Origin of the sequence: Stenotrophomonas sp. GD04054 (assembly GCF_029836955.1) — a bacterium.
Classification (GTDB): domain Bacteria; phylum Pseudomonadota; class Gammaproteobacteria; order Xanthomonadales; family Xanthomonadaceae; genus Stenotrophomonas; species Stenotrophomonas maltophilia_A.
The window spans coordinates 1-26436 of sequence record NZ_JAOECR010000040.1 but is presented as its reverse complement, the minus strand read 5'-3'; the positions used below and the strand labels follow the sequence as shown (position 1 = coordinate 26436).

General features: G+C 65.1%; 25 protein-coding genes. 17 read left to right on the top strand and 8 right to left on the bottom strand.

Features of this window, described 5'->3' with window-relative positions; genetic code table 11:
* Positions 1-38 precede the first annotated feature (38 nt).
* Positions 39-527, bottom strand: coding sequence for a hypothetical protein (locus N7573_RS16620; protein WP_229301028.1), 489 nt, complete (start codon positions 525-527; stop codon positions 39-41).
* The gene (locus tag N7573_RS16615; RefSeq protein WP_279912313.1) at positions 524-5236 is read right to left on the bottom strand and encodes an RHS repeat-associated core domain-containing protein; all 4713 of its coding nucleotides are present in this window, start codon (positions 5234-5236) and stop codon (positions 524-526) included. The genes N7573_RS16620 and N7573_RS16615 overlap by 4 nt, the downstream gene beginning before the upstream one ends.
* A 307-nt stretch (positions 5237-5543) precedes the next feature.
* Between N7573_RS16615 and N7573_RS16610 the strand changes: the two genes are divergently transcribed.
* Complete coding sequence (locus N7573_RS16610; protein ID WP_277778473.1) at positions 5544-6485, top strand: aspartyl protease family protein; 942 nt, start codon at positions 5544-5546, stop codon at positions 6483-6485.
* Position 6486: 1 nt separating this feature from the next.
* Here the strand turns inward: N7573_RS16610 and N7573_RS16605 are convergent, their stop codons facing one another.
* Positions 6487-7116, bottom strand: a complete 630-nt coding sequence (locus tag N7573_RS16605) for a cation transporter (RefSeq protein WP_049423021.1) — start codon at positions 7114-7116, stop codon at positions 6487-6489.
* A gap of 84 nt (positions 7117-7200) precedes the next feature.
* Between N7573_RS16605 and N7573_RS16600 the strand changes: the two genes are divergently transcribed.
* Both N7573_RS16600 and N7573_RS16595 read left to right on the top strand, forming a co-directional pair.
* A complete protein-coding gene (locus N7573_RS16600) occupies positions 7201-7611 on the top strand; it encodes a helix-turn-helix domain-containing protein (RefSeq protein ID WP_277778474.1) in 411 nt (136 codons plus the stop codon).
* A gap of 73 nt (positions 7612-7684) precedes the next feature.
* Positions 7685-9667 (top strand): TonB-dependent receptor, encoded by a 1983-nt coding sequence (locus N7573_RS16595; protein WP_279912312.1) that lies wholly within the window; start codon positions 7685-7687, stop codon positions 9665-9667.
* Here N7573_RS16595 and arsH read toward each other — a convergent pair whose 3' ends face one another.
* Positions 9668-10396, bottom strand: coding sequence for an arsenical resistance protein ArsH (arsH, locus tag N7573_RS16590; protein ID WP_049462762.1), 729 nt, complete (start codon positions 10394-10396; stop codon positions 9668-9670). It abuts the gene before it with no gap.
* A 17-nt stretch (positions 10397-10413) separates the two neighbouring features.
* Here arsH and N7573_RS16585 point away from each other — a divergent pair, with 17 nt between their 5' ends.
* The 7 genes from N7573_RS16585 (at position 10414) to N7573_RS16555 (ending at position 14577) form a co-directional block, all read left to right on the top strand.
* Complete coding sequence (locus tag N7573_RS16585; RefSeq protein WP_049462763.1) at positions 10414-10743, top strand: winged helix-turn-helix domain-containing protein; 330 nt, start codon at positions 10414-10416, stop codon at positions 10741-10743.
* Positions 10744-10758: 15 nt separating this feature from the next.
* Positions 10759-11262: an arsenate reductase ArsC gene (locus N7573_RS16580; RefSeq protein ID WP_279912311.1), complete on the top strand. Its 504-nt coding sequence runs from the start codon at positions 10759-10761 to the stop codon at positions 11260-11262.
* 14 nt (positions 11263-11276) lie between these two features.
* Positions 11277-12308 (top strand): ACR3 family arsenite efflux transporter, encoded by a 1032-nt coding sequence (gene arsB / locus N7573_RS16575; RefSeq protein ID WP_279912324.1) that lies wholly within the window; start codon positions 11277-11279, stop codon positions 12306-12308.
* Positions 12309-12469: 161 nt separating this feature from the next.
* Positions 12470-12817 (top strand): RcnB family protein, encoded by a 348-nt coding sequence (locus N7573_RS16570; RefSeq protein ID WP_279912310.1) that lies wholly within the window; start codon positions 12470-12472, stop codon positions 12815-12817.
* A 72-nt stretch (positions 12818-12889) separates the two neighbouring features.
* Positions 12890-13426 carry a nuclear transport factor 2 family protein gene (locus N7573_RS16565; RefSeq protein WP_279912309.1) on the top strand — a complete coding sequence of 179 codons (537 nt, stop codon included), beginning with the start codon at positions 12890-12892 and terminating at the stop codon, positions 13424-13426.
* 49 nt (positions 13427-13475) lie between these two features.
* Positions 13476-14102 (top strand): hypothetical protein, encoded by a 627-nt coding sequence (locus N7573_RS16560; protein ID WP_279912308.1) that lies wholly within the window; start codon positions 13476-13478, stop codon positions 14100-14102.
* A gap of 82 nt (positions 14103-14184) precedes the next feature.
* Entirely contained in the window at positions 14185-14577 is a 393-nt protein-coding gene (locus tag N7573_RS16555; protein ID WP_279912307.1) for a diacylglycerol kinase, read from the top strand.
* A gap of 49 nt (positions 14578-14626) precedes the next feature.
* Here the strand turns inward: N7573_RS16555 and N7573_RS16550 are convergent, their stop codons facing one another.
* The 4 genes from N7573_RS16550 to N7573_RS16535 form a co-directional block, all read right to left on the bottom strand.
* A complete protein-coding gene (locus N7573_RS16550) occupies positions 14627-15382 on the bottom strand; it encodes a DUF3307 domain-containing protein (RefSeq protein WP_279912306.1) in 756 nt (251 codons plus the stop codon).
* A gap of 96 nt (positions 15383-15478) precedes the next feature.
* Positions 15479-16177 (bottom strand): hypothetical protein, encoded by a 699-nt coding sequence (locus N7573_RS16545; protein WP_152907374.1) that lies wholly within the window; start codon positions 16175-16177, stop codon positions 15479-15481.
* Positions 16174-16584 (bottom strand): hypothetical protein, encoded by a 411-nt coding sequence (locus N7573_RS16540; RefSeq protein ID WP_277778478.1) that lies wholly within the window; start codon positions 16582-16584, stop codon positions 16174-16176. Before N7573_RS16540 ends, N7573_RS16545 begins: the two co-directional genes overlap by 4 nt.
* An 84-nt stretch (positions 16585-16668) precedes the next feature.
* Positions 16669-17586, bottom strand: a complete 918-nt coding sequence (locus tag N7573_RS16535) for a M14 family metallocarboxypeptidase (protein WP_277778479.1) — start codon at positions 17584-17586, stop codon at positions 16669-16671.
* Between the two features lie 145 nt (positions 17587-17731).
* On the opposite strand from N7573_RS16535, the gene N7573_RS16530 reads away from it, so the two are divergent.
* From N7573_RS16530 to N7573_RS16500, 7 genes are all read left to right on the top strand, one after another.
* Positions 17732-18385, top strand: coding sequence for a DUF3348 family protein (locus N7573_RS16530; RefSeq protein WP_279912305.1), 654 nt, complete (start codon positions 17732-17734; stop codon positions 18383-18385).
* A gap of 10 nt (positions 18386-18395) precedes the next feature.
* Positions 18396-20660, top strand: coding sequence for a DUF802 domain-containing protein (locus N7573_RS16525; RefSeq protein WP_279912304.1), 2265 nt, complete (start codon positions 18396-18398; stop codon positions 20658-20660).
* On the top strand, positions 20657-21295 hold the full coding sequence (locus N7573_RS16520) for an OmpA family protein (RefSeq protein WP_097047766.1): 639 nt from the start codon (positions 20657-20659) through the stop codon (positions 21293-21295). Before N7573_RS16525 ends, N7573_RS16520 begins: the two co-directional genes overlap by 4 nt.
* Positions 21225-21659, top strand: coding sequence for a DUF2894 domain-containing protein (locus N7573_RS16515; protein ID WP_279912303.1), 435 nt, complete (start codon positions 21225-21227; stop codon positions 21657-21659). The genes N7573_RS16520 and N7573_RS16515 overlap by 71 nt, the downstream gene beginning before the upstream one ends.
* 155 nt (positions 21660-21814) lie before the next feature.
* Positions 21815-22372, top strand: coding sequence for a YrhA family protein (locus N7573_RS16510; protein ID WP_279912302.1), 558 nt, complete (start codon positions 21815-21817; stop codon positions 22370-22372).
* 305 nt (positions 22373-22677) lie between these two features.
* Positions 22678-24996 carry a TonB-dependent receptor gene (locus N7573_RS16505; RefSeq protein WP_279912301.1) on the top strand — a complete coding sequence of 773 codons (2319 nt, stop codon included), beginning with the start codon at positions 22678-22680 and terminating at the stop codon, positions 24994-24996.
* A gap of 21 nt (positions 24997-25017) precedes the next feature.
* The coding region (locus N7573_RS16500) for an esterase-like activity of phytase family protein (RefSeq protein ID WP_279943223.1) at positions 25018-26436 on the top strand (1419 nt) is incomplete at its 3' end.

Here is a 26436-nt window from a genome sequence, read left to right as displayed (position 1 = left end):
GATCAGGCTGCTCCTTCCATCATCCGACATAAGCTCTTTCATCGCGCGACCGATTGTGGCCTTCCCGCCCGACATGCCAGCGGCGTAGCGCCCTTGTCCGGTGGAATCGCGAGTACATTCCAGCGCTCGGCCAAGGTGCGTTCGACACGGACAGAAAATGACTGGGCCTCGGCGGGCGTCCTTCCTTCAGAGAAGCCGATGGCTATTTCGAAGCGATCCAATCCGAGATTCCCCGCCTCCAGTCCCGAGCCATCTTCCCGCTTGACTCCGACGTAGACGACAGGACGCTTCACGTCGACCTTTGACCTGGCAAGCTGCCGATCCAATTCAGCACTGCCATCAAAGAACTGCATTCTTTCGTCCTTGGCGATAGCGCTGAGGGTCTGCTTGAACAGATCCAGGCCCTCTTGGTCGTGCACGCAGAACTGGATCATCTTGAAGGGCCGTTTTCCGATGGCGCAAGCGCCATCGGATAATCCAAATCCCACTCCAATCAGAAGTACCACTGTCAGGAGCTTTACCATCATCGTGGCCCAACGATGCAAAGCGTTGCGGCCAATGTCGCCGCCGGACCAAAAATCAGGAAACCAAGCGCATCGTTGAGTATCGGATTGGGCCCGGATCCTTCGCCCACGATTGTGATCTGCGACCCGATTCCCAGCGGCCCAGGCGCCACCTTCCACGATACCGTGCCTGGATGGAACTGATGGCCGGGACGCGTTGAATTCACGATTGTCATGCTCTTTGAGTCCACCCATTGCGAAATGTGGTTTCGTCCGCCGTTCCCGACAAGCTCAACGTCAGGGGTGAATCCCTCTCTGGCCGGCGGCGCACCTGGGGCACTTACCACCTTTGCAGCTCTGAATGCTGACTGCGGAGAGCAGAGACTGAATCGATCAATACGATAGACGTGATCATCCTCGCACAGACCAAACGGATCAGCAGCACCAAGCGGACCTGACGACACGTATGCGTAAGTTGCCATCCCCGCGTTCAATCCAAGGGGGTCGCTCTGCGAGTACCGCCCTGCTGCCGGGTCATACTCGCGCTGGTAGTTGTAGAACAGCCCACTCGCATCCGTTGCCTGCTGCCCTGGGAAACGCAGAGCCAGCTCGAACACCACACCATCGGCATCCGGGTCGGCACTTGGTATCTGGTTGCCGAACACCTCGCTCTTGTTGCTCCACTCCCAGATCGCGACATTCCGCACCGGATCAATCACCACGCGCGGCGTGCCCAGATGATCTGGTTGGACGTAGGCCAGCTCCGGCACGCCGGTACCCGGCACATTGATCAGCGCCACCAGGTAATTATCCAGCCAGATGGCCTGTTGCTGCGCCTGGCCCGTGGCCGAGTAGTTGCCCAGCCACTGCCCTGCCTCGTCATACAGGGTGATCTGCGCTGCGCCACCGGCCGGGGTACGCAGCACGCGCTCGCCACGATGGTTGTAGCCGTAGCTCTCCAGTGTGGCGTTACCCTGCTTCACCGCGTTCATGCGATTGGCGTCGTTATAGTTGAACGTCTTGCTGCCGATGCTGGTGGTGTTGCCCGCTGCGTCATAGGTGCGCGCCTCGCCATCCACCGCAGTCAGGCGGTGGCTGGTTGCCGGATAGGTGTAGCTGGCGGTACCTGCCGAGGTGGTCAGCGCGGTGCGATTACCGGTGGCGTCATACGCATAGGTTTCGATCGGTGTGCCGGTCGTACCGTCCTGGGTCTGGGTCAGGCGACCCAGCGCGTCGTAAGCGTACTTGGCCAGCACCGTCGAGCCTGTGCCGTTCTTCAGTTCGGTGATCGAACCCACCGGATCATAGCCATAGCCCAGCGACAGGCCGCCTGCGGCCGGGTCATGCACCGCCTGGGGGCGGTAGTCCAGATCCAGCGGACGCTGCAGCTGGCGACCATTGCCATAGGTCCAACCGGTCGCCGGGCCGAAGGCCGCGTAGGTCACGTGGTTCACCACGATCTGGCGGGCCTGGCCGGGCCGGGTCATGCCGATCTGGCTGATGCGGCCCTGGATATCGCGCACGTAGTCGGCCACGCTGCCGTCGGGGTAGGTCAACGCAGTCAGGCGACCCGACTTGCTGTAGACGTAGCGCAGCGTGCTGGCGACACCATTGATCGTCTGCACTTTACGGGTGACCTGGCCGAAGCGGTCATGGCAGTACTGGGTGCTGCCATTGGCATGCAGCACCTGCCCCAGGCGCCACTTGGCAAAGCGCTCGTCTGCGGCGCAGGCAGCCGGCGCCACGTCATAGCTGTAGCCCACATCCAGATTGGGGTCCGGATAGGCGATGCCGATCAGGCGATTGAGTGCATCGTAGTGATAGGTAGCGGTGACGCCACGCGCATCGGTGGCCGTCTTGCGGTTGCCTGCCGCATCGACGGTGAAGCTGCTGGCGCCACTGTCCGGGCTGACCTGGCCGGTGAGGTCACCGAAGCCGTTATAGGCGTATGTGGTTTGGAGGCCCTTCGGATCAGTGACCTGGGTGACCTGGTCCAGCGCGTTGTACTGGCTGCGGATCTCCGCCGCCACGCCGCCGACGTTCCGCAGGGTCTGCGCCAGACGGTTCAGCGGATCGAACTGCTGGCTGGTCACCCGCTGCAGGGCGTCGGTCACCGTCTGCGGGTTGCCATTGGCATCGTAGGCAAAGCCGGTGGCGTGATTACCTGCATCCTTCAGCGCGGTCAGCTGGCCGAGCGTGTTGAACGTCCTTGCCAGGGTACGACGCAGGGTGCCGCCAGCATCCAGCGTGTCTTCCTTGAGGCGGTTGCCGGCATTGTCCAGCGTGTAGTGGATCGTGTTGCCTGCGTTGTCCTCGATGTCGGTCAAGCGCAGCGCAGCATCGTAGACGTAGGAAACGCTGCTGCCATCCGGCTCGGTGATCTTCTGCACCTGGCCCGTCGGCCAATAGCTCAGCTGGGTGACCCGATCCTCGGCAGTGGTCGCGCCGCGTACGGTGATCGAGGTCGGCCAGCCGCGAGCATGGTACGTGTAATCGGTGACCACGCCGTTGGCGTCCTTGACCGACAACGGCCGCCCGAACGCGTCGTAGGCCAAGGTCTCGACCGTCTGGCCCAGCGCATTGGTCACGCTGCGCAGGTCGCCCTTGCGATAGCTGCAGGCGCCATTGGCCGCGCATCCCGCATCATCCGCCGGGTAGTAGGCGTAGGTAACGGCATCGACCACATCCGTGCGCGGACCATCCACGCTCTTCAGCAGCCCTTCCACAGGGCAGCTCCCTGCCGCAGCCACGTCCGCAGCTTCGCAATACGTGTAGCTGGTGATGCGCGCCTGACCGGAAGCGATGTCGGTCACCGTGTTGGTTGTCGGCTGGCGCCGGGTATTGAAGGACGTTCGGGTTTCACGATTGCCGATGCGGGTGGTCAGTACCGCATTGGTTTCGACGTCGCGCGCGGTGGTCACCGCCCGCTGTTCGGGCAGGCCGACCGCTTCGGTCACGGTATGGATGCTGACGGCACGACCGCTCACCGGGTCGGTGCCCTGCGCATAGGTGTGCTTGGTCTGGATGCCGCGGTGATCGGTGTAGGTATCCAGACGGCGGCGGAAGTCGACACTCTGGTCGTAGTAGGTCCGGCTGACGGTTCCCTGCGAATCGGTCAGGCCGGTCACCTTGCGCGACGGCGCGGTGTCGCCGCCGGGTGTCAGGGTGTAGTCGGTCTGCCGCCCAAGCGCGTCAGTCACGACCGCACCGCCGTTGGGGCTGTAGGCGAGCGTCACACCATCGGCACCGCCGGCGTGCTGACTGGAAATGACGCGACCGTCGGAATCATAGGTAAAAGTGCTGTAGCGACGCCCGTCTTCCGCGGTGATACCCGTCAGGTGCTGGGGGAAGTCCTGGTTCTCGTAGTGATACGTGCGCGCGCCGCCCCCCGCATAGGTTACCGTGGCGACCTGGTTCTGAGGCGTGTAGGTATAGGTGGCCAGCGGAATGCCTTCGACCAGTACCGAACTGATCAGCGCCTCGTAGTCGTTGGACTGGTAAACGAACTCCAGCGTGCGGCCACTGCTATGGATGACGGCCGCAAGGCGATCGCTGTCATCGTAGAAATAGGTCAGCGACGTGCCATCCGGGAAGCGCTTGGCGGTCAGACGGCCGTCCGCGCCGAAGGTCGAGATGGAATCCGCCGAGTACAGGGTCCAGTTGCCGTTCTGGACCAGACGATCGCCACTGTCGTCATCCGCCTCATAGGCTTGGCCGATCTTCTTGAATGCACGCTGGAAACCGGTGCTTTCAATGATGCCCACACTGTCAACGCCATCCAGTGCCAGGTGGGCGCCCAGCGAATGGGTCCAGCCATAGCCGAAACCACCGGAGGACGTGGAGATTCCAGAGTGGTAGAAACGCGTCAGCGCGATCCAGCCAAGATCGAAGTCCGGCGCGATCTCATACTTCTCGCCCGTTTTAACATCACATGGGTTGCCGACATTGCCGTCGCACGTACCGCCGTTGGAGGCCGGGTCCTTCTCGGGAATCGGACTCATGTTCGCAGCTGTATCGTTGCGGGACATGGGGCAGCTACCGTTGCCGCCGCCCTTGTCGCACTTTTGCGACTTCGAGGTGATGGTCGCAACGAATTCTTCGCTGACGCAGGCGTTGTGCTTGTTGGACCACTGCGTGAGCGGAACCGGGCAATTCAAGCGCCGGGTACGCGCGACCGCAACCGTCCCGGTATACGGGGTGCAGGGCGATTCAGCCGTATTGTTGCCAGCCATTGAAGTCAGATCGTAGTAGCGTGACTCGATGACACCTTCCTGATCGGGCGAAGCCGCAAACCAATCGCCAGACGGAGTGACCGCCGCCCCGGGGCACACGGGATTGCTGGCTTGTTGGTCCGCAAGAAAATCGGCCACCATCGCCTCTTCCGTCGGGAATATGTCACGCCCGATGTAGGACCAGTCCGGGTCGGAGGGCTGCGTCTTCCCCATCCAGTAGGTGATCGACGTGTTTCCGTTCAAGTCCACGACTTTCGACTTGATCTTGTCGACAGACTGCCAGCCGAACTGGAACTCCGGCGGGAACGGGCTGGGCGCCGGCAGATTCTTGATGGCGGCCACCGCCGCCTGCTGGGTCTTGTATTGGGCCGCATCGCCGCCGGGCTGCGAAATACGCCAGGTGATCTTGCTTTCCTGCGCCTGTGCCACAGCAGGGGCGACGAAGCCGACGGCAACAATCGCCAGCACGGCACGCGAGAGGGTCTTCAGTCGTTCCAACATCCCTGTTCTCCTTCCTGGACGAACACAGCGCCGGCGGGAACGAGAACGCGGGGGTAGAGCCCCATCACGTCATGCTTCGGATCGTCCCTGGTCCGGAATGCGGCAGTGCCACATGCCGCCTTTATCGTTGAAGGCGATGACATATTCAAGTCAAGGCCTGCGACATCCGTCACATTTCCACCCGCGCGGATTCCAGATCCAGCCGATTACCGCGACAGCTTTCGGAGCAGCCTGCGGGCAGGAAACACCTGCAACCGTCTGCATCCCTCACGCATCAGAAGATCCTGGACACCCATGGAACAGGATCATGAGGCGCATTCCCCCGCATCGCCGTACCGCACTTGGCACTCGCCGTTGGCGCAGCACTGCCATCGCCATCCTCACTCTTCTGACGCTTCCCGTGGCCACCCTCGCCTCACCCGTGGCGGATAGCACCTGTACCCTCCCCGCCCGCCCGGGCGAGCGCATCATCGACGTTCCCTTTGACGTCATCGACGGGCGCATCCATGTGCAGGTGCAGGTCAACGGCAGCGGCCCGTACCGCTTCGCCATCGATACCGGCGCCAGCGGCATGGCCCGCGCGGACAGCCGTCTGGTGCGGAAACTGGCGCTACCCGCGGACGCCAGCACCCGCCACTCCGACGGCGTGCAGACAGCCTGGGCCGATACGGTGCGCATCAACGCCCTCGCGCTCGGCGGGCTGCGCCACAGCGACGTGACCGCGCTCACCCGCGACTACAACGCACGGCAATCCAAAGACGCAGTGTTCGACGGCATCCTTGCACGCGGATTCTTCGCTGATGGCGTGCTGATCATCGATTACCCGCAACGGCGCCTGCAGTTCCGCCGCGACATCGATCTCCTGCCCGCGCAACCAGACACGCTGGCCTATGCACGCGCCTTCCGCATCCCGGTGAAGATTGGAGCAGTCAGCACGGAGGCGCAGCTGGACACCGGCGCCAACGTCGCGATGGTGCTGCCCACTGCACTCTTCCGGCAGGCCGCCGGTATCGCAGTGACCACCGGGGATCGACTGACCCTCAGTCACGGCGAGGTCGATGGCGGACGCGCACGGCTGGATGCCACCGTATTGATTGGCGGCCTGGCACTGCAGGGGCTGCACGTACGGGTGTCCGAGCGCTATCCCGAAGCGGTGGTGGGCGCCCATGCGCTGCAGGAAGCGGTGGTGCTGATCGATCAGCGCAGCCAACAGGTGGCGATCTGCCCAAGCAGGCACCACCGCAACTGAGTCACTGTCGGCGTGCTGCCCGCCATGCCGGCCACGCTTCCGCGATCACGCCCACTGCCGACCTCAGGAACAACAGGGCGATCACCGCACCGACGACAATGTCCGGCCAGCCGCGCCCGGTCATCGCCACGCCACCTGCGGCCACCAGCACGCCCAGGTTCGCGGCCACGTCATTGCGCGAGCACTCGAACGTGCTCTTCATGTTTATGTTCAAGCTGCGGAAACGCCACAGCAGCGCCAGGCAGGTGAGGTTCGCCACCAGGGCAATGCCACCGAACATCAACATCAGCGTGCTGGACGGTGGCACGCCGTTGACCAGCTTGCCGGCCACTTCGAACACGATGAACACGAAGAAGGCCAGGATCAGCAGGCCCTTGGCCAGCGCCGCGCCCGCTTCCCAACGCGCGCCCCGGTTTACCGCCCACAGGCTCAGGCCATAGACGATGGCATCACCCAGCATGTCGACCGCATCGGCCTGCAGGGCGCTGGATCGCGCGGCAAGGCCCGCGCCGAACTCGATGAAGAACATCGCCAGGTTGATTGCCAGCACCGCCACCAGCACCCGCCGCTGGGCGCTGTGCAGCGCTATCGATGCCAGCTCCTGGCGCTTGTGGCCGCAGCACTGGTCCATGGGGGCGCTCCGCCGGGCGTGCCCGGGCTTGAAATGAAAGGGAGCTGCCTTTATCAACCTTGTAGCCCCTACAAGGTCAAGCCCATGACAGCCCCACTCACCATCGGCCAGTTGGCCCGCCAGACAGGCACCAAGGCAGAGACCATCCGCTATTACGAAAAGATCGGCCTGCTACAGCCGCCGCTGCGTTCGCAGGGCAACTACCGCTGCTACGACGCACAGGACCAACGGCGGCTGGCATTCGTGCGCCGTGCGCGCGAGCTGGGGTTCGCCATCGAGCAGATCCGCGAGCTGATCGCCTTCGGCGAACAACGCGAGCACCAATGCAGTTCGGTGGATGACGTGGTGAAGGCGCACATTGCCGACATCGCGCGCAGGATTGCCGACCTGCAAGTGCTGCAGGGCGAACTGCAGCGGATGATCGGCAACTGCCCCGGCGGGCGCGTGGCCGAATGCCGGGTACTGGAAGCCCTGCGGCCCACACCGGCAGCTTGACCTTGTAGCCGCTTCAAGGTTTACAACGCCGGGTCACTTCGCCACCGTGCGGCCTGGCCGCCCTGACGACACCATGCCGCAGTACCTGCGTTCCACGCCCCTGTTCCTGGCACTCACTACTGCACTCCTTGCCAGCACCGCCCCCGTTTTCGCGCATGAGCCTCCTGCGGCGCATGAAGGCCATGGCGACGAAGCAGTGGAACTGGACGCGGTGACGGTGCAGTCCACACGCTCGGGGCGCCGGGTATCGGACGAGCCCATCCGCGTGGGCGTGGTATCGCAGGAAGAGATCGAAGAAAAACAGCTGATGTCGCCCGGCAACGTATCGATGCTGGTCGCCGAGACCGCCGGCGTGCGCGTGCAGAACACCTCGCCAGGCATGGGCGGATCGAACATCCGCATACAGGGACTTCGCGGACGCTACACGCAGCTGCTTGCAGACGGTCTGCCGTTGTATGGAGGGCAATCGTCTTCCATCGGCCTGCTGCAGATCCCGCCTACGGATCTGGGAAGTGTGGAGATCATCAAAGGCAGTGCTTCGGCGCTGTATGGGCCGGCTGCGCTGGGCGGCGTGGTCAACCTGATCTCGCGCCGCCCCCGCGACATCCGCGAGGCCGAAGTACTGCTCAATGCCACCAGCCGTGGCGGTCAGGACCTTACCGGCTATGTGGCCGGCCCGTTGGACGGACACTGGGGCCTGTCGATGGTGGGCGGCTATCACCGCCAGGATCGGCAGGACTTGGATGGCGACGGGTGGGCGGACATGCCTGGCTACGAACGCATGACTCTGCGCCCGCGCGTGTTCTGGGAATCGGAGGACGGCGCGCGTGCGTTGCTGACTGCGGGTGCTACCCGGGAAAACCGCCAGGGCGGCACCCTGCCCGGCCGGGTTGTGGCTGATGGGCAGCCCTTCACATTGACCCAGCACACCGAACGCTATGACGCTGGCGCCGTGGTCGAACTGCCCATGCGTGAAAGCGATCGCCTGCAGCTGCGCGCTTCGGCAATGACCACACGCCATCGGCACCGCTACGGCGCATCGCCGGAAAACGACACCCATCAGACCGGCTTCGCCGAGTTGAGCTATGGCTCAGGTTTCGGCAACACGAATTGGCTGGCTGGCGTGGCCGCGCAGCAGGACCGCTTCCGCTCGCGCCAGTTCCAGTCCTTCGACTACCGCTATACGGTACCCGCTGTATTCGTACAGGCAGAGCAGACGCTGCTCGATGATCTGATCCTGTCAGGCAGCGCACGCTGGGATGAGCACAGTGCCTATGGCAACCACTTCAGCCCGCGCCTGTCACTGCTGTTCCGCCCTCGCGACTGGACCGTGCGTGCATCGCTGGGCAAGGGATTCCATGCACCCACGCCCTTCGTGGAAGAGATCGAGGCTGCAGGATTGTCACGACTCGAACCACTACAAGGCCTGCGCGCCGAGACGGCGACCACCGGTGCCATCGATGTCGGCTATGCGCAGGGCGCCTGGGAAGCGAATCTGAGTCTGTTCGCATCGAACATCGATCATGCGGTCCGATTGGTCGATTCCACGACGATGCCCGGCGAGCACGTGCAACTGGTGAATGTGCAGGGCATGACCCGCACACGTGGCAGCGAACTGTTGCTGCGCTACCGCTGGCAGGACGTCACGGTGACCGGCAGCTACCTCTACACCGACGCGCGGGAGCCCGGCGTGGAGGGAGTTGGCCGCAGCACGGTCGCACTGACTCCACGCCATACTGCCGGACTGGTCGCGATGTGGGAGCAGCATGGCCGGGGCCGGGTCGGCCTTGAAGCGTACTACACCGGAATCCAGGCACTGGATGACAACCCGTGGCGCCAGCGCAGCCGGCCGTATGTAGAGCTGGGCGCTCTGGATGAAATCGTATTGGGCAAGGTCAGCCTGTTCCTCAACCTGGAAAACCTGCTCAACGTGCGACAGAGCGGCTACAACCCGATGTTGCGCCCACGCCGCGCCGACGACGGGCAGTGGACGGTGGATGCCTGGGCGCCGTTGGAGGGTTTCGTGGTCAACGGCGGCATGCGCGTGAAGTTCTAGTCAGACGCCGGTCGCTCCCGCCGCCCGCGCCAGCTCGACCGCCAGCGCATCGCCCTTCCGCTCGCTGTAACGGTCCACGAGGTAGTCGGCGCGGCCGCGGGTGAGCAGCGTGAACTTCACCAGTTCTTCGACCACATCCACCACACGATCGTAGTAGGGCGAAGGCTTCATCCGCCCGTCTTCGTCGAACTCCTGCCAGGCCTTGGCCACCGACGACTGGTTGGGAATGGTCAGCATGCGCATCCAGCGGCCCAGTACCCGCAGCGTATTGACCGTGTTGAACGACTGCGAACCGCCGCAGACCTGCATCACCGCCAGCGTCCGGCCCTGGGTCGGCCGCACGCTGCCGTCTTCCAGTGGCAGCCAGTCGATCTGGTTCTTGAACACGCCGGTCACCGTGCCGTGCCGCTCCGGGCTGACCCACACCTGCCCTTCCGACCAGTGCGACCACTCGCGCAGCCGCTGCACTTCCGGATGCCCCTTGTCCACGCTGTCCAGCAGCGGCAAGGCATGTGGATCGAACACGCGCGTTTCGCAGCCCAGATGCTGCAGCAGGCGTTCGGCCTCCAGTGCCAGCTTGCGGCTGAACGATTGCGGACGCAGTGAGCCATACAGCAGCAGGATGCGCGGCGGTCCCTGGCGTTCGGCCGCCAACCGCTGGTGATCTGGCTGGGGAAGCGAAGCCTCCCTCAGATGGGGCAGCGAAGGACTTGTGATCGGCTTATTCATTCGACTATTCTAGAAATATGGAAACGTCAAATGCAATCGCTGCGCTCACCGCGCTCGGCCACGCCACCCGCCTGGCAGCCTTCCGCCTGCTGGTCGAAGCCGGCCCGGCCGGTCGCATGGCCGGCGACATCGCCACAGCCCTCCAGGTTCCTCCCGCCACCCTCAGCTTCCACCTGAAGGAGCTGGTACAGGCTGGCCTGGTCGAGAGCGAGAGCCAGGGCCGCCACGTCTGCTACCGCGCGAACTTCAGCGCAATGACCGGCCTGATCGAGTACCTCACGCACAACTGCTGCGCCGGTTCGCCCAGCGAACAGTGCGCGCCGTTGGGCAATCCCTGCAGCTGCTGACTCGGAAACGCCATCATGTCCCGCTCCATCCTGTTTCTCTGCACCGGCAACAGCGCCCGCAGTGTGCTGGCCGAAGCCACCCTGCGCGCATGGGGCGGCGGCCGCTTCACGGCCTACAGTGCCGGCAGCCACCCGACCGGCCAGGTCAATCCGTTCGCGCTTGCACAGCTTCGCGCCGAAGGCATGCCGGTCGCGGGACTGCGTAGCAAATCCTGGGATGAGTTCGCTGATGCCGCCCCCATGGATCTGGTGATCACCGTCTGCGGTGCGGCGGCAGCGGAAGCCTGCCCGGTGGTGCTCGGTGATTTCATCCGCAGCCATTGGGGCCTGCCGGACCCGGCCGAGGTAGAGGGCAGCGATGCCGACAAGGCTGCCGCCTTCGCCCATGCGCATGCCATCGTGAAGGCACGCGTGCAGGCCCTGCTGGCGCTGCCCGGGCACGTGTGGCAAGACCGAGGAATGCTGCAGCAGGCGCTGGACCAGATCGGCCATCTGCTGCCGGCAGCGCGCACGCCATGAGCACAGCGGCACCCATGGGCCTGTTCGAGCGCCACCTGACGCTCTGGGTCGCGCTGTGCATCATCGTCGGCACGCTGCTCGGGCACTTCCTGCCAGGTGCTTTCGCCTCCCTGGCGGCGGCTGAAGTGGCCAAGGTCAACCTTCCGGTGGCGGTGCTGATCTGGCTGATGATCATTCCGATGCTGCTGAGGGTGGATTTCGGTGCGATGCGCCAGCTGGGGCAGCACTGGAAAGGCATCGGGGTGACGCTGTTCATCAACTGGGCGGTGAAGCCGTTCTCGATGGCGCTGCTGGGCTGGCTCTTCCTGCGCCACGTCTTTGCGGACTGGCTGCCCGCCGACCAGATCGAGAGCTATATCGCCGGCCTGATCCTGCTGGCCGCCGCGCCTTGCACGGCCATGGTGTTCGTGTGGAGCAATCTGTGTCGCGGCGATGCCAACTTCACACTGAGCCAGGTGGCACTGAACGACGCGATCATGGTGGTGGCCTATGCGCCGGTGGTGGCGCTGCTGCTGGGGCTGTCGGCCATCACCGTACCGTGGGATACGTTGCTGCTGTCGGTCGGCCTGTACATCGTGGTTCCGGTACTGGTGGCCGCATTGCTGCGGCGCTGGATCCTGTCGCGCCATGGCGAATCCGGGCTGCAGACGGCGCTGCGCAGGCTGGGGCCACTGTCACTGTCGGCGCTGCTGCTGACGCTGGTGCTGCTGTTCGGGTTCCAGGGCCGGCAGATCGTGCAGCAGCCGCTGGTGATTGCGTTGATCGCGGTCCCGATCCTGATCCAGGTCTATTTCACCTCCGGCCTGGCCTACCTGCTCAACCGGCGCTTGGGTGTGGCGCACTGTGTGGCCGGGCCGTCGGCACTGATCGGCGCCAGCAACTTCTTCGAACTGGCGGTTGCGACGGCCGTGGGCCTGTTCGGTGTCCACTCCGGCGCGGCGCTGGCTACGGTGGTGGGGGTGCTGATTGAAGTGCCCGTGATGCTTTCGGTGGTGAAGATCGTGAACCGGTCACGCGACTGGTATGAGGCACGCGAGCGCGTTTGAGGCGGCCATGCCTGAGGCGGCGGCGTCGCGCCCGAGCCGCCAGTTGCAGCGCAGTGGAAAACGCCCTGCTGCGAAGGTGACAGTTCAGAAGTCCGTTCACATTCCTTGATCCATACTCCGCAGCACCACGCCGCATGCAGCGGCAAGGCCCCGAGGTTGCGATGAACACTTCACGCTTGTTCGCCATTGCGTTGACCACGGCTGCCGCGCTGGCCGCGGCACCCGCCTTCGCTGATCCGCCGCACCATGCGCGCGGCAACGGGCCACCGCCGCACGCCGGTGGCCCGCACAACCGTGATGCACCGCCGCCAGGCTGGCAGAAGAAGGCCTGGCGTCGCGGCGAGCGCCTGCCATTGGCGGAAGTGGACCGCCGCTACTGGGTGGACGACTACGCGCGCTATCACCTGCGCGAGCCGGGCCGCGACCGGCGCTGGGTGCGCCAGTCCGATAACGAGTACCTGTTGGTGGAGATCGCCACCGGCTTGATCATCGACGCGCTGCATCGCTGAATGAGGGGATGCGCCGGGGCACTGATGTGACGAAACGTCCCGGCAGCATCCCCTTGTCCCCGGAAGCTGCAGATGCAGACATCAAGAGCACCACTCGCCCTCCTCGCGCTTCTGCTGTCAGCCTCGCCAGGCCATGCCGGCAACAACAGTCCAGCCCACAGTCCAGCCGATGAAAAAGCCATCGAACAGGTTGTCGAATCCTTCCGCACCTCGCTGATCAACAAGGACAAGCCGACCTGCATGGGCCTGTTCTTCTCGGACAAACCGGAAGACATCGGCTGGCAGTATGTTTCCGAGGATGTGCGCCTGCAGGACATCCGCAAGGCCAAGCCCGATGCGATCAAGGCACGGCAGATTCCCGCCAACAACTTCATCGCGCTGATCGACGGGGCTGTTGCCTCGCCGAAACCGAAGGAGGAGACATTCTCCAACACGAAGATCGAAACGGATGGCGATGTGGCCTCGGTGTCGTTTGACTACAGCTTCCACGACGATGGAGTGAAGACCAACTGGGGCAAGGAAATGTGGCAGCTGATCCGCACCGAACAGGGCTGGAAGATCTTCTCGGTGATCTATTCGATGCGCGATTCACGCAGCCCGGCCGAATGAGTGATCTGTCAGACTGGTGCCCACCGTTCGTCCATGCCAGCCAGACCCGATGACCCGGATTGCCGACCTCAACGCCGACCAGCTCGCCCACCACGCGCTCAACATCTTCATCGCCCAGGGCCGTCACGTGGAAGGCGCCCGCGTGATCTACCGTGCGCTGCAACTGGACCCGCATCATCCCGCTGCACTGCGCTGCCTGAGCGATTTCCTGGCCCACCAGGGCACCGAGCCGTTCGCAGCGGCCACGCTGGAGCACGCCCTGTCCGGCGCCGTTCCACTGAATGACGATGCGCGCCGGATGCTGGATGACCTGCGCTTCCTCGACATCTGGTCCTGGGGATTCTCCCGGCACGTCTCCGGCGAAACCAACCTCAGCGGCGAAGCATTCAAGAACCGCGAGGATTTCGTGTTCGATGGCCCGGCCTATGCGGCCTTCCTCAACACGGTCACCGAGCCGGCCGGTTCTCTGCAGGGCGCCTTCCAGGCGGCCGTCCGCATCTGCGGGCTGATGTCCGGCCTGCTGCGCCACCCGGAGAAGGACAATCCGGCGTTCGATGATGTGCTGCGATCCTCCGCCTTCGTCGAGACCGAGGCGTACCCGGCATGGCTGGCCTCGCCGACGGACGATCTGGATGCCCTCGACCAGACCATCCAGGCGCAGCGCCAGGCCGGCTGAAGGAAAATCCAACGGGCGTCCGACGCTTTCCCGACGCCCGCCTGCACATCCTGTCGTGAGATCACTTCATGGCAGGACCGGCATGCAGCCACCCTCCCCCAAGGACAGCGGCAAGTACCCGCATGGCAAGACCGGCCTTCGCCGCATCTTCTACACGCTGATCCATTCGCGCGACGGCTTCATCGCCACCTTCCGTGGCGAAGCGGCCTTCCGGCAGCTGTTGCTGCTGCATGCGCTGCTGATCGCCACCGCGTTCCTGCTGGACATCAGCCGAGTCGAACGCGCCGTGGTGCTGGCGGTCTGCTTCATCAGCCTGCTGGTGGAGCTGCTGAACTCGGCCATCGAAGCGGTGGTCGACCGCATCTCGCTTGACCACCACCCACTGTCCAAGAACGCCAAGGACATGGGCAGCGCGGCCCAGACCACCGCACTGCTGATGGTCGGCACGGTGTGGGGCATGATCCTGCTGGGTTAGCTCGCGCCCGACCCACCATGCATGGCCCGGCGCCACAACGCCGCAGCCGCTAGCGCCAATGCGAGATGGCGAGCTTGGTCAACATGGTTGCGGCGATGGCCCAACCGAAGCTGAGCATGGTACCGATGATCACATATTCGGTGTGTGCCCGCGCCTGCCGGTCGGCGAAGCGCAGCACCGATTTGGCGGCCAGCATCAACCCCACGCCCTCCGGCTGGCCCAGCAGCAGGAACATGAAGATCAGGCCCCTTTCCAGCCGCCCGATATAGCGCCCTGCGGTCTGCATGCCCTTGTGATCGTCGCTCTGCACGGCTGCGGTCGTAGGCGCCGATTCGGCGCTTCCCATATTGAGTCCTGCCGTGAACGGCGCAAGCAGCTTCTCCACCAGGACGCCGCCGACGTTGACCACCAGGATCAAGCCGCTCGCGATCGACATGCCCTGATACATCAACAGTTGGACCTGGGTCGGGATCATCCCGTACCAGCCATCGCGGGCAACGTGAGGGAACATCAACGCGATCAACACGATGAAGGCGATATGCACCAACTGGTCAATGACGAATGCGTGCACGCCATCGGGGAGCCAATGCAACTTGATCCAGTCCATCACCGCATGGCTGAAACCGATGATGAGATAGACCCATGGGTTGATTGAACCGGTCAGCGCGGCGATGACGAGCAGCACCACTGCTACGTGCAGCAGCAGGCCATGCAGTTCCTGCTTGCGCGCGATCATCTTCGTGGTCTGCAGCACGAAATCGGCGACAAGGTGAGCGGTCAACAGTACGAGCAGCGTTTCAAGCATGTCCTTTCTGCCTGTGAGTCCTTCCTGTGGCTCGCTTCGCGATAGCCAAGTCGCCGCGAAAAGCAACGAAATTTAGTTGCTTAAGCCAAAGCAACGCTATTTAGTTGCTTTTCCAGAACCGTGAACGCTCCCGTACGGCTGCATCAGTGCACGTTCAGCCGCGGTGATCAGCGCCAGCAAGGCAAAGACGCCAGCATCGTGATAGACCCGGTTCACCGATTGCCGGTGCCGGTTCAACGCATTGGCAGCTTCCAACTGCGAGGGGGCATCGGGGATCAGAAACAACGACGCCACCTCAGCCTGACTGCGTGTCCAGCGCGCGACAATAACATCGCAGGCAGACACCACTGCCGGTAACCAGTACAGATCCTCCCGTTGTACTGGCAGGGCTACGTCCATGTCCTGCGTGCGCCCCATGGATTCAAGCAACCGACCGGACAGCACGAATGCCTCACCCAGCGAACGCGACACCGCCTTCCGGTCCAATGCCTCTACCGTACCCAGTCCAATCGCGATCCGCGTGCGCGCCCGCGACTCCGATGCGGCAAGCTTGGCCTTGATCCAGGTCGCCAACCTCAGGAAACCGTGCGGCTGGGTGACCGCCAGCTGCCAGGCATCGCCCCGGTAGAACTCGGGGCCGACAATGCCCGGCAAAGGCCACTCCATGGCCTGGGCCACGGCAACGGAAATCACTTCACGGACGTCATCAATGGTGGCCGCGTCCATCTCCGTGGACTTGACCAGGTCGCCGGTAAGCACGGCAATCAGATCAGACGATGTATCGGGCATGTTCATACCTTGGGCTGCACAGGCTGTACCTCACAGGACATCTGCGGCTGGCCAGCGCCGGCCACATCTGTGCCGGGCCCGCTCAACGCCATTCTACCGTCGTAGCGGTTGATCACCGCCTGCAGCCTGCCCGCGCCAGCGACCGGCGGAAAATCCAGCCGATACACGTTTGCCTCCACCTCCAGCCTGCCCGCGCGCGCGCTCGGACGGTTGACCCAGACCACCGACGCCTGGCCGGAGTCCAGGATCAACACCATCGGCGCCTGGGGCGTGGCGCTTGTGCTGCTGCAGGACAGCTGGATCACCCGCGGCGGCGTCAGATCGAGCGCCGACAGCTTGCATCCACCGAGTGCGGTCGTCGCCACCAGGACCGATACGAGTGATGGCCGGAGCAGAATCTTGATCGTGGTCATCGCCCGATCGTAACCCGACAATCGATCCTATGACCCGGCGCATCGTGCAGGAACCTGCCGGGTCCGCTTGCACACCCACGTGCCTTACTTCGTCAGGGCGAAATCCAGGCCTGCGCACACCGCCGCCACCTGCGCATCATTGCATTCCTGCGGGTTGGTACGCGGGCTGTCCGGGTAGACCTCGGTGGTGGTGGCAAAGCGCGCGTCGCTGAAGCCGGCGCAGGCGCCGATCGAACGCGACTCACCCCAGACCACGCCTGGCGACTGCAGCGGCAGGCCGACCAGGTTGCCTTCGGCGTCTGCCGGGGCGATGTGGGTGATGGGCGCCACTGCGGCGATCAGGGCCTTCTGGAACTCGGCCTGCGGATCTTCACTGTTGCCGATCACGTAGAAGCCATCCGGAATGGTGTCGCGCTCGAACGGCTTGCCGTCGCGGGCGCAGCGCGCCGGATCGAACTCCTGCAGGTCGCTGTCGGTGGTCTCGTGCAGGTCCAGGTGCACCAGCAGGTTCGGCTTGCGCTCGGCCACCCAGCGCATCAGCGCGGCGGCTTCCTCGATCTGGCCACCGTCACGGAAGCTGCGGTTCGGGTCGATCGCATCCGGGTTCCAGCGCTGGATGCGCTCGTAGCCCCACGGGCTGACGCACGGCGCCACGATCAGGTTCAGCCGGCCCAGGTAACGCTCGGCCTGCTGTTCCAGGAACTGCAGCGCGCCGTGCACGCCGCTGGTCTCGTAGCCATGCACGCCACCGGTGATCAGCGCGGTCGGCAGCGCCGGGTTCCAGTCGTGGTTGACCACGGCGAACAGCGGGTAATGGTCAGGTGCATAGTCCAGCTGACCGTACTGGATCACATCGAAGCTGTCGTCCAGGCGTTCAAGGGCGGCCACCACGTCGTCGTGGTAGCTGCGCTGGCGCTGCTGGCGGGCCCGCCACTGTGCGCGTTCCGCGTCGCCCCAGGGCTGTCCGGGGGTGCCGATCGGGTAGAACTGCGCAACAGTCATTGGGTACTCCAAGGGTCGAACGGGATGGGTGCAGCCGGTCATTCTAAGCCTTGTCGCGCCTGCGGGTCCCCTCCCCCGGCCCCGCCTTCATCCAGGCCGGGTCATCTGGTTGTAAAATCAACGGTTTTTGGCCCCTCACCCCTTGATGGCGAACGCAGCGCAGCCGGTCCTGGGTGGACCGGAATTCCTCCGCCTGCTCGCCCGTCTCAGCGACGGCGCGATGCCGGCCAGCAGTCCCGCCCTGACCGATCGCCTCGGCCAGTGGGTGGACTGGAGCCGTGCCGTGGCCCTGTCCGGGGCGCTCGGCGGACGCCTGCCCGAGCCGGGTCAGGCCACCGAAGCCGCCGAGGATGTGCTGGGCGACTGTGCCCAGGCCCATGCCAGCCTGCTGGCCTCGATCAGTGAGGATGCCGAGGCCGAGCGCCTGCTGGACCTGGCCGAAGCCGCCGCCGCACCCAACTTCGCCTCGCTGCGCCAGCGCTACCGGGTGCTGCAGCAGGCCATCCAGACCGCCACCGGGCGCCTGCGCGGCCGCCTGCGCGACCAGCTGGTGCAGGTTTCACCCGAGCTGGCACGGCTGGCCGAAGTTGATGCAGTGATGGAACAGACCCTCACCCCGCGCGAGCACAGCCTGCTGGCCACTGCGCCGGCGGTGCTCGGCGCCCGTTTTGAACGCGTGCACGGCCAGCCCGGCTGGCGCGCGGCCTTCCGCCATGACATGCGCATCCTGCTGCTTGCCGAGCTGCAGCTGCGCTTCCACCCGATCGAAGGGCTGCAAGACGCCCTGCGCTCCCACTGACCGGAACACCATGTCCAGAACTGCTTTCCATGTCGTTGTTTTCCTTGTCGGCCTGCTGGCCGTGTGCTGGATCGGCATTGGCTACGTTTCGGTGCATCCGCTGGGTGCAGCGGTGGCGGCAATCATCGCGGCCTGCTACATCGCCGGTGGCGTGGAGCTGTACCGCTATCGGCAGGCCAGCAACGGCCTGCGCAGCGCGCTGAGTGACCTGTCCAGCGCGAAGGAAAGCCTTGCCCCCTGGCTGGAGCGCGTGCCGATGGGCCTGCGCAACGCCGTGCGCCTGCGCGTGGAAGGCGAGCGCACCGCCCTGCCCGCGCCGGTGCTGACCCCCTATCTGGTTGGACTGCTGGTGCTGCTGGGCATGCTCGGCACCCTGCTGGGCATGATGGACACGCTGCGCGGCACTGGCCTGGCCCTGCAGAGCGCGACCGACATGGCCGCCATCCGCGGCTCGCTGGCCTCGCCGGTGCAGGGCTTGGCGGTGGCGTTCGGCACCTCGATCGCCGGTGTTGCCAGTTCGGCCATGCTCGGCCTGCTGGCGGCGCTGCTGCGCCGTGACCGCCTGCAGGCCGTGCAGCAGCTGGACCGTGCCATTGCCGGCGACCTGCACCCGTACTCGCAGGCCTGGCAGCGCGCCGAGTCGCTGCGACTGCTGCAGGCACAGTCCGCCGCGCTGCCGGCGCTGGTCGACCGCCTGCAGGCGATGACCAGCGCCTTCGAACAGCACAGTGCGGCCGCCAATGAGCGCCTGCTGGCCGGCCAGGCCGAGTTCCTGACCCAGAGCCAGGCGCTGCAGGAACGCCTGGCCGTCTCGCTGCAGCAATCGCTGCGCGAGGGTGCCGAGGCCAGCGCCGCCGCCATCGGTGGCGCGCTGCAGCCGATGGCCGAGACCACCCTGGCCGGACTGGCCCACCATGGTGAGGCGCTGCATGCCCGTGTCGAGCAGGCGGTGCAGCAACAGTTGTCTGGCCTGAGCGAAGGCTTCGAGCGCAGCCGCGCCGCCACCGAAGCCAGCTGGGCCAAGGCGTTGAGTGAACAGAGCCAGACACAGCAGGCACTGGTGAGTGATCTGCGTCAGCACCTGCAGGCCTTCAGCGATGGCCAGGGCACGCAGGCCGAAGCACTGGTGACACGCATCGGCGAGCGCCTGCAGGCCGATGCCAGCGGCAATGCCGAGACCTGGCGCGCCGCCGCCGAACAGCAGCAGGCGTTGAATACCGCGCTGGTCGAACGCCAGCAGCAGGCATTGCTGGCCACCAGCGAGCATCTGGACGCGCGTGCGCAGGCGCTGCTGCAGGCACTGGAACAGCATCACAGCGCCAGTCAGTCGCTGCTGCAGGATCATGAAGAGCAGCGCTCGCAGCAGTGGCAGGCCGCGCAGGCCGCCGCCGCGACCGCGCACGCCGAACTGCAGGCCAGCCTGGACAGCCGCGAGCAGCAACGCCAGGCGCGCTGGGACGCGGTCAGCGCCGAGTTGCAGCAGGCCCACGCCGCCCTGCAGGCACAGCTGCAGGCCGGCGACGAACAGCGCCTGCAGCGCTGGAGCGATGCTCTGCAGCACGTTTCCACCGAGCTGGCCGAGCGCCTGCAGGCCAATGGCGAACGCCTGGCCGCGCAGCAGCAGCGCGTCTGCGACACGCTGGCGGAGACCGCACAGCAGATCGGCGAGAACGGTCGCGCACAGGCCAGCGCCACGTTGGCCGAAGTGTCCACCCTGCTGCAGACCGCCGCCGCAGCGCCCAAGGCCGCTGCCGACGTCATCAACGAGCTGCGCAGCACGCTGTCCGAGAGCCTGGTGCGTGACAACGCGATGCTGGAGGAGCGCGGACGCCTGCTGGCCACCGTGCAGACCCTGCTGGATGCGATCAACCATGCTTCGCACGAGCAGCGCACCGCGGTGGACGCGCTGGTCGGCGGTTCGGCCGAGCTGCTGGAACGCGTCGGCAACCGCTTCACTGATCATATCGCCGCCGAGACCGGCAAGCTGGATGGCATTGCCGCAGCGCTCAGCGGCAGCGCCGGTGACGTCGGCCAGCTGGCTGGCGCCTTCGGCGATGCGGTTGCGCAGTTCGGCAGCGCCTCCACCGAGCTGTCCGGCCGCCTCGAACAGATCGGCGGCGCACTGGATGCCTCGCTGGCCCGCAGCGACGAGCAGCTGGCCTACTACGTGGCGCAGGCGCGCGAGGTGGTCGACCTCAGCCTGCTGTCGCAGAAGCAGGTGATGGAAGAACTGCAGCAGCTGGCCGCGCGCCGCGGCAAGGCCGGCAGCGCATGAGCGACGAGCTGGAGGTCGACGGCGGTTCGCACGCCCCGATCTGGGCCGCCTTTGGCGACCTGATGTCGGTGCTGCTGGGCGCGTTCGTGCTGATCCTGGTTGGCGTGGTCGCCGTGCAGCTGGAGCTGTCGCAGCGGCTGGACCAGGAAGTGAAGCAGCGCCAGGCCGAAGCCAAGCGCCTGCAGACGCTGGAACAGGCGCTGGCCGGCCCGCTCGCCGCCGGTCGCGTGACGCTGGTGGATGGCCGCATCGGCATCAGTGGCAGCGTGCTGTTCGCACTGAACTCGGACCAGCTGCAGCCGGAAGGCCAGGAGCTGCTGCGCAGCCTGGCCGCGCCGCTGGCCGCCTACCTGGGCACGCGCGAAGAGATCCTGATGGTCAGCGGCTTCACCGATGACGCGCCGGTACGCGAAGGCAACCGGCGTTTCGCCGACAACTGGGAGCTGTCCGCGCAGCGGTCGCTGACCGTGACCCGCACCCTGATCGCCGACGGCGTACCGGCCGACGCCGTATTCGCCGCCGCGTTCGGCAGCGAGCAGCCGGTCAGCTCCAATGCCAGCGAAGATGGCCGCGCGCGCAACCGTCGCGTGGAAATCGCGCCGATTCCCAAGCCCAGGGCCCCGGATGCCAAGTAAGCCGCCCGCACTGGAGGGCCTGCGCGCACTGGTGCGCGATCTCGATGCGGGATCGCGTTCGCTGCCGCATTACCCGCAGGTACCGATGCTGCAGCAGGTGCAACGCGAGTGGTCGGAGCTGCGCAGCGAACTGCAGGTGCGCCGCTCACTGCGCACCGAAGCCCCCGCCGATGGCGGCCCGCTGAACTCGGCGGTGCTGGTGCAACGCATGCTGGATACGATGCAGGCGACCAGCCCTGGCTACCTGCGGCATTTCATCGACTACGTGGACACCCTGTCCTGGCTGCAGGCGCTGCAGGATGGCGCCGCCAGCGGCGACACCGCGAAGCCGAAGCGCACGCGCAAGCCGCGCAACGCGGGTTGATCGCGCGTTGGCGCCGCCCCCGTTCGGCACCCCTGGATACGACAATCCTGTTCCGCGCTCCTGGTAGACGCCAACCTTGGTTGGCGCTTTTCGATTCCCAGCCGCGCTGCTGCCCAATCGACGCCGATTGCCAATCGCGTCATTGATTGACTGGCTTGACCTGTCTGGAACGCCTTGAATTGACGTCGGGTGATGAATCCCGCCAATGTCTGCCTGATACCCTCGCCCGTGAGCTCCAACCTCAGCAGATGCAGCCTTCAATAGAAGCCAGACTTCTCAAGCTCCGCGCGGCTCTCAGCAAAGCCGAGATGTACCTTGGCCCTTCACTTGGACGTTCCAGCATCGAAGCCCTCCAGAGCTTGGCGCTTTCTACGCTTGGCATCGCCCTGCCGGAGTCCTATCTGGACTTCCTTTCAAGCCACGACGGTCTGGCAGCAGAGGGAGCATTCCTTTACTCGAGCATTCCACGCCCCTATTCCGATGGCGGCTCAGCCCTTGCGTTGGTGGAAATGAATCTCCTTGCACGCGACCAGGGATTCATGGACGGCTATATAGAGCTCGGAGAGAGTGATATGGACTGCTATGTCTTCGACTCTGGAACCGGCCTGTACCAAGTCCGCGACAAAGTGGCGTTCGATAACGTCTATGAAGAGTTTGCCTCCTTCGACAGACTTCTGCCCCACATACTCGATTTGATAGAACAACGCTGTTGACGGCAACCTGGGCCGGAACTCTTACAACTGAGTGGCGCAGCATCCATTCAACGCTGCGCATGCCAACCAAGGTTGGCATCTACCAATGCAGTAAACCGGCCGTTTGGAGTGCAACGAGACGCCGCGCCGCGGGCCAGTTGCCAGCACAAATGACAGTGTCACCAGACAGTCATCTGTCTAGCGCACCATTTTCACGTTGACCCACGACGCCTGCAGCGCCACCGGTCGCATCGCTTGTCTCCCCTTTTGAACTCCATGAGCTCCGCGCCCGTGCGGTGGCTCGTGCCTGCCTGAGTGTCCGTAACATGACGAAGACTTTGTTGGCCGCTGCGCTGTCGATCGCGCTCGCTCCCGCGGCCTGGGCGCAGGATGCTGCCCCGACCTCCACTGGCACGTCCGCCACCGATCTCGATGCGGTTTCGGTGATCGGCAGCGGTGAAGCGCGCCAGGTGCAGCGCATCACCCGCGAGAACCTCGACATCCTGCCGCCGGGCACCAGCCTGCAGAAGACGCTGAACCTGCTTCCGGGTGTCAACGCGCAGTCGGCCGATGCGCTGGGCACCAACGAGCAGTCGATGACCCTCAGCCTGCGCGGCTTCAACTCCACCCGCCTCGGCTACACGCTCGACGGCGTGCCGCTGGGCGATGGCGCGTACAACAACTACAACGGTCTGACCATCAACCGTGCGCTGATCAGCGAGAACATGGCCGGCGCGGAACTGGCGGTGGGCATCGGCAGCCTCGGTACGCCGTCCACCAGCAACCTCGGCGGCACCATCTCGTATACCTCTGACCGCCCGGCCCAGGAGTTGGGTGGCCGCGTGGTGCAGACCTTCGGCAGCGATGCCAACCGCCGCACCTTCGTGCGCGTGGACAGCGGCGAGTACAACGGTTTCTCCGGCTATGTTTCCGGCATGAACGCGGTCTCGGACCTCTGGAACGACCAGACCGCCTACAACAAATCCACCACCAAGCAGTTCAACGCCAAGGGCGTGTGGAACTTTGGCCGCGGCCAGATCACCGGTTTCGTCGATACCTCGCGCACCACCCAGGCGGACTACTTCTACCTGTCCAAGGACGAGATGTCGCGCGGCCTGGGCTGGGACTGGGGCGGCTACGCGCCGGACTGGAACAAGGCCGTGGCCAAGGCCTACTGCAACACCGCCAGCTTCAATGCGAAGAAGTGCGACAGCAGCGGCCCGGACAAGGATGCCGATGGTGCCTTCACCGCCGGGCAGATCCTGCGCGACGATAACCTGTACTACCTGGCCGGCGACTTCTTCCTGGCCGATGGCTTCAGCCTGCGCGCCCTGGCCTACCACCACGATGACCGCGGCGAAGGCCACAACTGGAACAGCGGCGCTTGGTCGAACAAAGGCACCGCGCAGGAGATTCCGATCATCTTCCGCAACACCATCTACACCATCGACCGCGATGGCGGCACGCTGTCGTTCGACTGGGAGCTGGGCGCGCACCGCATCGAAGGCGGCGTCTGGTACGAGCGCAACACCAGCAGCGCCGAGCGCTACCAGACCGCCGTGGACGGCCCGCGTGACCTGAGCGGCATGAACACCCTGCCCTCCGAGGTCGGCGTGTTCGCCCAGCGCACGCGCTGGAAGACCCATCAGTTCTTCCTGAAAGATACCTGGCGCCTGCTCGATGACCGCCTGACCCTGGAGTTCGGCGCCAAGAGCCCGCACGCCACCTCCGATGCACAGGCACTGCCGGGCGACGCGAAGACGCCGATCTCGCCGACCTCCAATAACCAGTTCGCCACCGGTTCGTTGAAGGCCAGCAAGAATTTCCTGCCCAGCGTTGGTGCCAACTTCCGCCTGGCCGAGCACCACGAGCTCTTCGCCAGCTACGCCGAGAACATCGCCATGTTCCAGGGTGGCTTCAAGCTGGGCCCGCAGGCGGTCAGCCAGGCCACCTGGAACGCACAGCGCAACCTGAAGCCGGAGGAATCGCGCTCGCTCGAAGCCGGTTACCGTTTCGTCACCGATACCCTGCAGGCCTCGATCGCGGCCTACAGCGTGCGCTTCGACAACCGCCTGCTGCAGTACAACCCCTGTGATTCGCGCCAGCCGGTGGGTCCGACCTGCGGCAACCGCTTCTACAACGTAGGCGGCGTCGACAGCCGCGGCGCCGAGCTGACCGTGCTGTGGACCCCGAACGAGCACTTCAGCTGGTACACCTCGGCCTCGCTGAACCGTTCGACCTACGCCTCCAACTACGTGCAGGCCGGTGTCGAGCAGCAGATCAAGGGCAAGATCCAGACCGACACGCCCAAGCAGCTGCTGGCCACCGAGATCACCTGGCGCGACAACGGCTGGTTCGCCAGCCTGCGTGGCAAGTACACCGGCGAGCGCTTCTACACCTACACCAACGACCAGGGCTTCGGTGGCTTCACCGTATTCGATCTGGCCGGTGGCTATGACTTCGGGCAGGTCGGCTTCGCCAAGGGCATGCGCCTGTCGTTCAACGTGACCAACCTGACCAACAAGCGCTACGCCAGCAACCTGGATTCGAGCGTGTTCGCACCCAGCGACCCGGCCGGCAAGCTGTACGTGTTCCATGCCTCGGCACCGCGCCAGGTGTTCGGTACGATCGACCTTCGCTTCTGATCGACCACCCGGAGTCCACCGATGCTCGCGACCGCCCTGCTGCTGGCCACCCTCTCCGCCAGCGGATACTCCGCTCCGCATGAGGCAACGGGTGCACCACCGCGCACCCTGCAGCTGGGCGGTCGTACCTATGTCGACAAGGGCCTGGTCGCCGCCGGGCGATTGCCCGCGGGCACGGTGGACTTCCTCGGCGACACGCTGGGCTCGTTCTCGTCGCTGGCGGTGCAGCCCGGCACCTGGAAGCGCACCACCAAGGGCTACGAAGGCGTGCTCTGGACACTGCCCGACCGCGGCCGTAACGACCCCGAGGCCGGCCTGTTCTACGACTACGCTGGACGCGTGGAGCGCATGCAGCTGCGCATCGACATTGCCCCGGGCAAGCCTGCGCTTGGCACGCTGAGCATGGTGCCCGACAAGGGCGTGGTACTTAAGGATTTCAAGGGGCAGCCGTTCACCGGTGCCGACCCGGGTGAGCACACGATCACCCAGCGCGATGTGGTGCTGCCCTCACCGGCCAGCGGCGCAGGCGCGGGCAAGGTCTCGCTGGATGCGGAATCGCTGCAGTTCACCGCCGATGGTCACTTCTACATCGGCGATGAGTACACCGCCAACGTCTACTACTTCGATGCACAGGGCCAGCTGCAGGGTGTGATCGTGGCGCCGCCGGCGATCCGTCCGCAGCGCGATGGCAAGCCAGCCTTCGGTTCGCTGGCGGCGCCGCAGACTGGGCGCCGCAACAACCAGGGCGTGGAAGGCATGGGCCTGTCCCCCGACGGTACCCGCCTGTTCGTGGCCCTTCAGAGCGCGACGCTGCAGGACAGCGCAAAAGGCAACGCCGCCGGGCGCATCAACACCCGCGTGCTGGTCTACGACGTGACGGCCTCGCCGACGCCGCAGCAACCGATCGGCCATTACGTGATGGCCCTGCCCGCCTATGCACACGACGGCAAGGGCAAGCTGGACCGTACCGCCGCGCAGAGCGAGCTGCGTGCACTGGATGCCCACCGCTTCCTGCTGCTGGCCCGCGATGGCAACGGTCTGGGCAAGGACGGCGATGACCCGATCGTCTACAAGTCGGTGCTGCTGGTGGATGTGGCCGATGCCAGCAACCTGGCAGGAAGCAACTATGAGTCCGGTACGGCCTCGGTGCTGGCCGACCCGGCGGGCACCGTGTTGAAGGACGGCATCGTGCCCGCACGCAGCGACGAACTGCTGAACCTGCTCGACCGCCGGCAGCTGGCGCGTGCCGGCCTTGACCTGGACACCAAGCGCGGCCCGCATGCCGGGCTGCTCTCGGAAAAGTGGGAAGCCATGGACGTGCTGCCAGCGCTGGACCCGCAGCACCCGAACGACGTGTTGTTGCTGATCGGCAACGACAACGACTTCATCGCCCGCCACTGCCGCATGCAGGGCCAATCCTGCGACAGCCCGTACGACAAC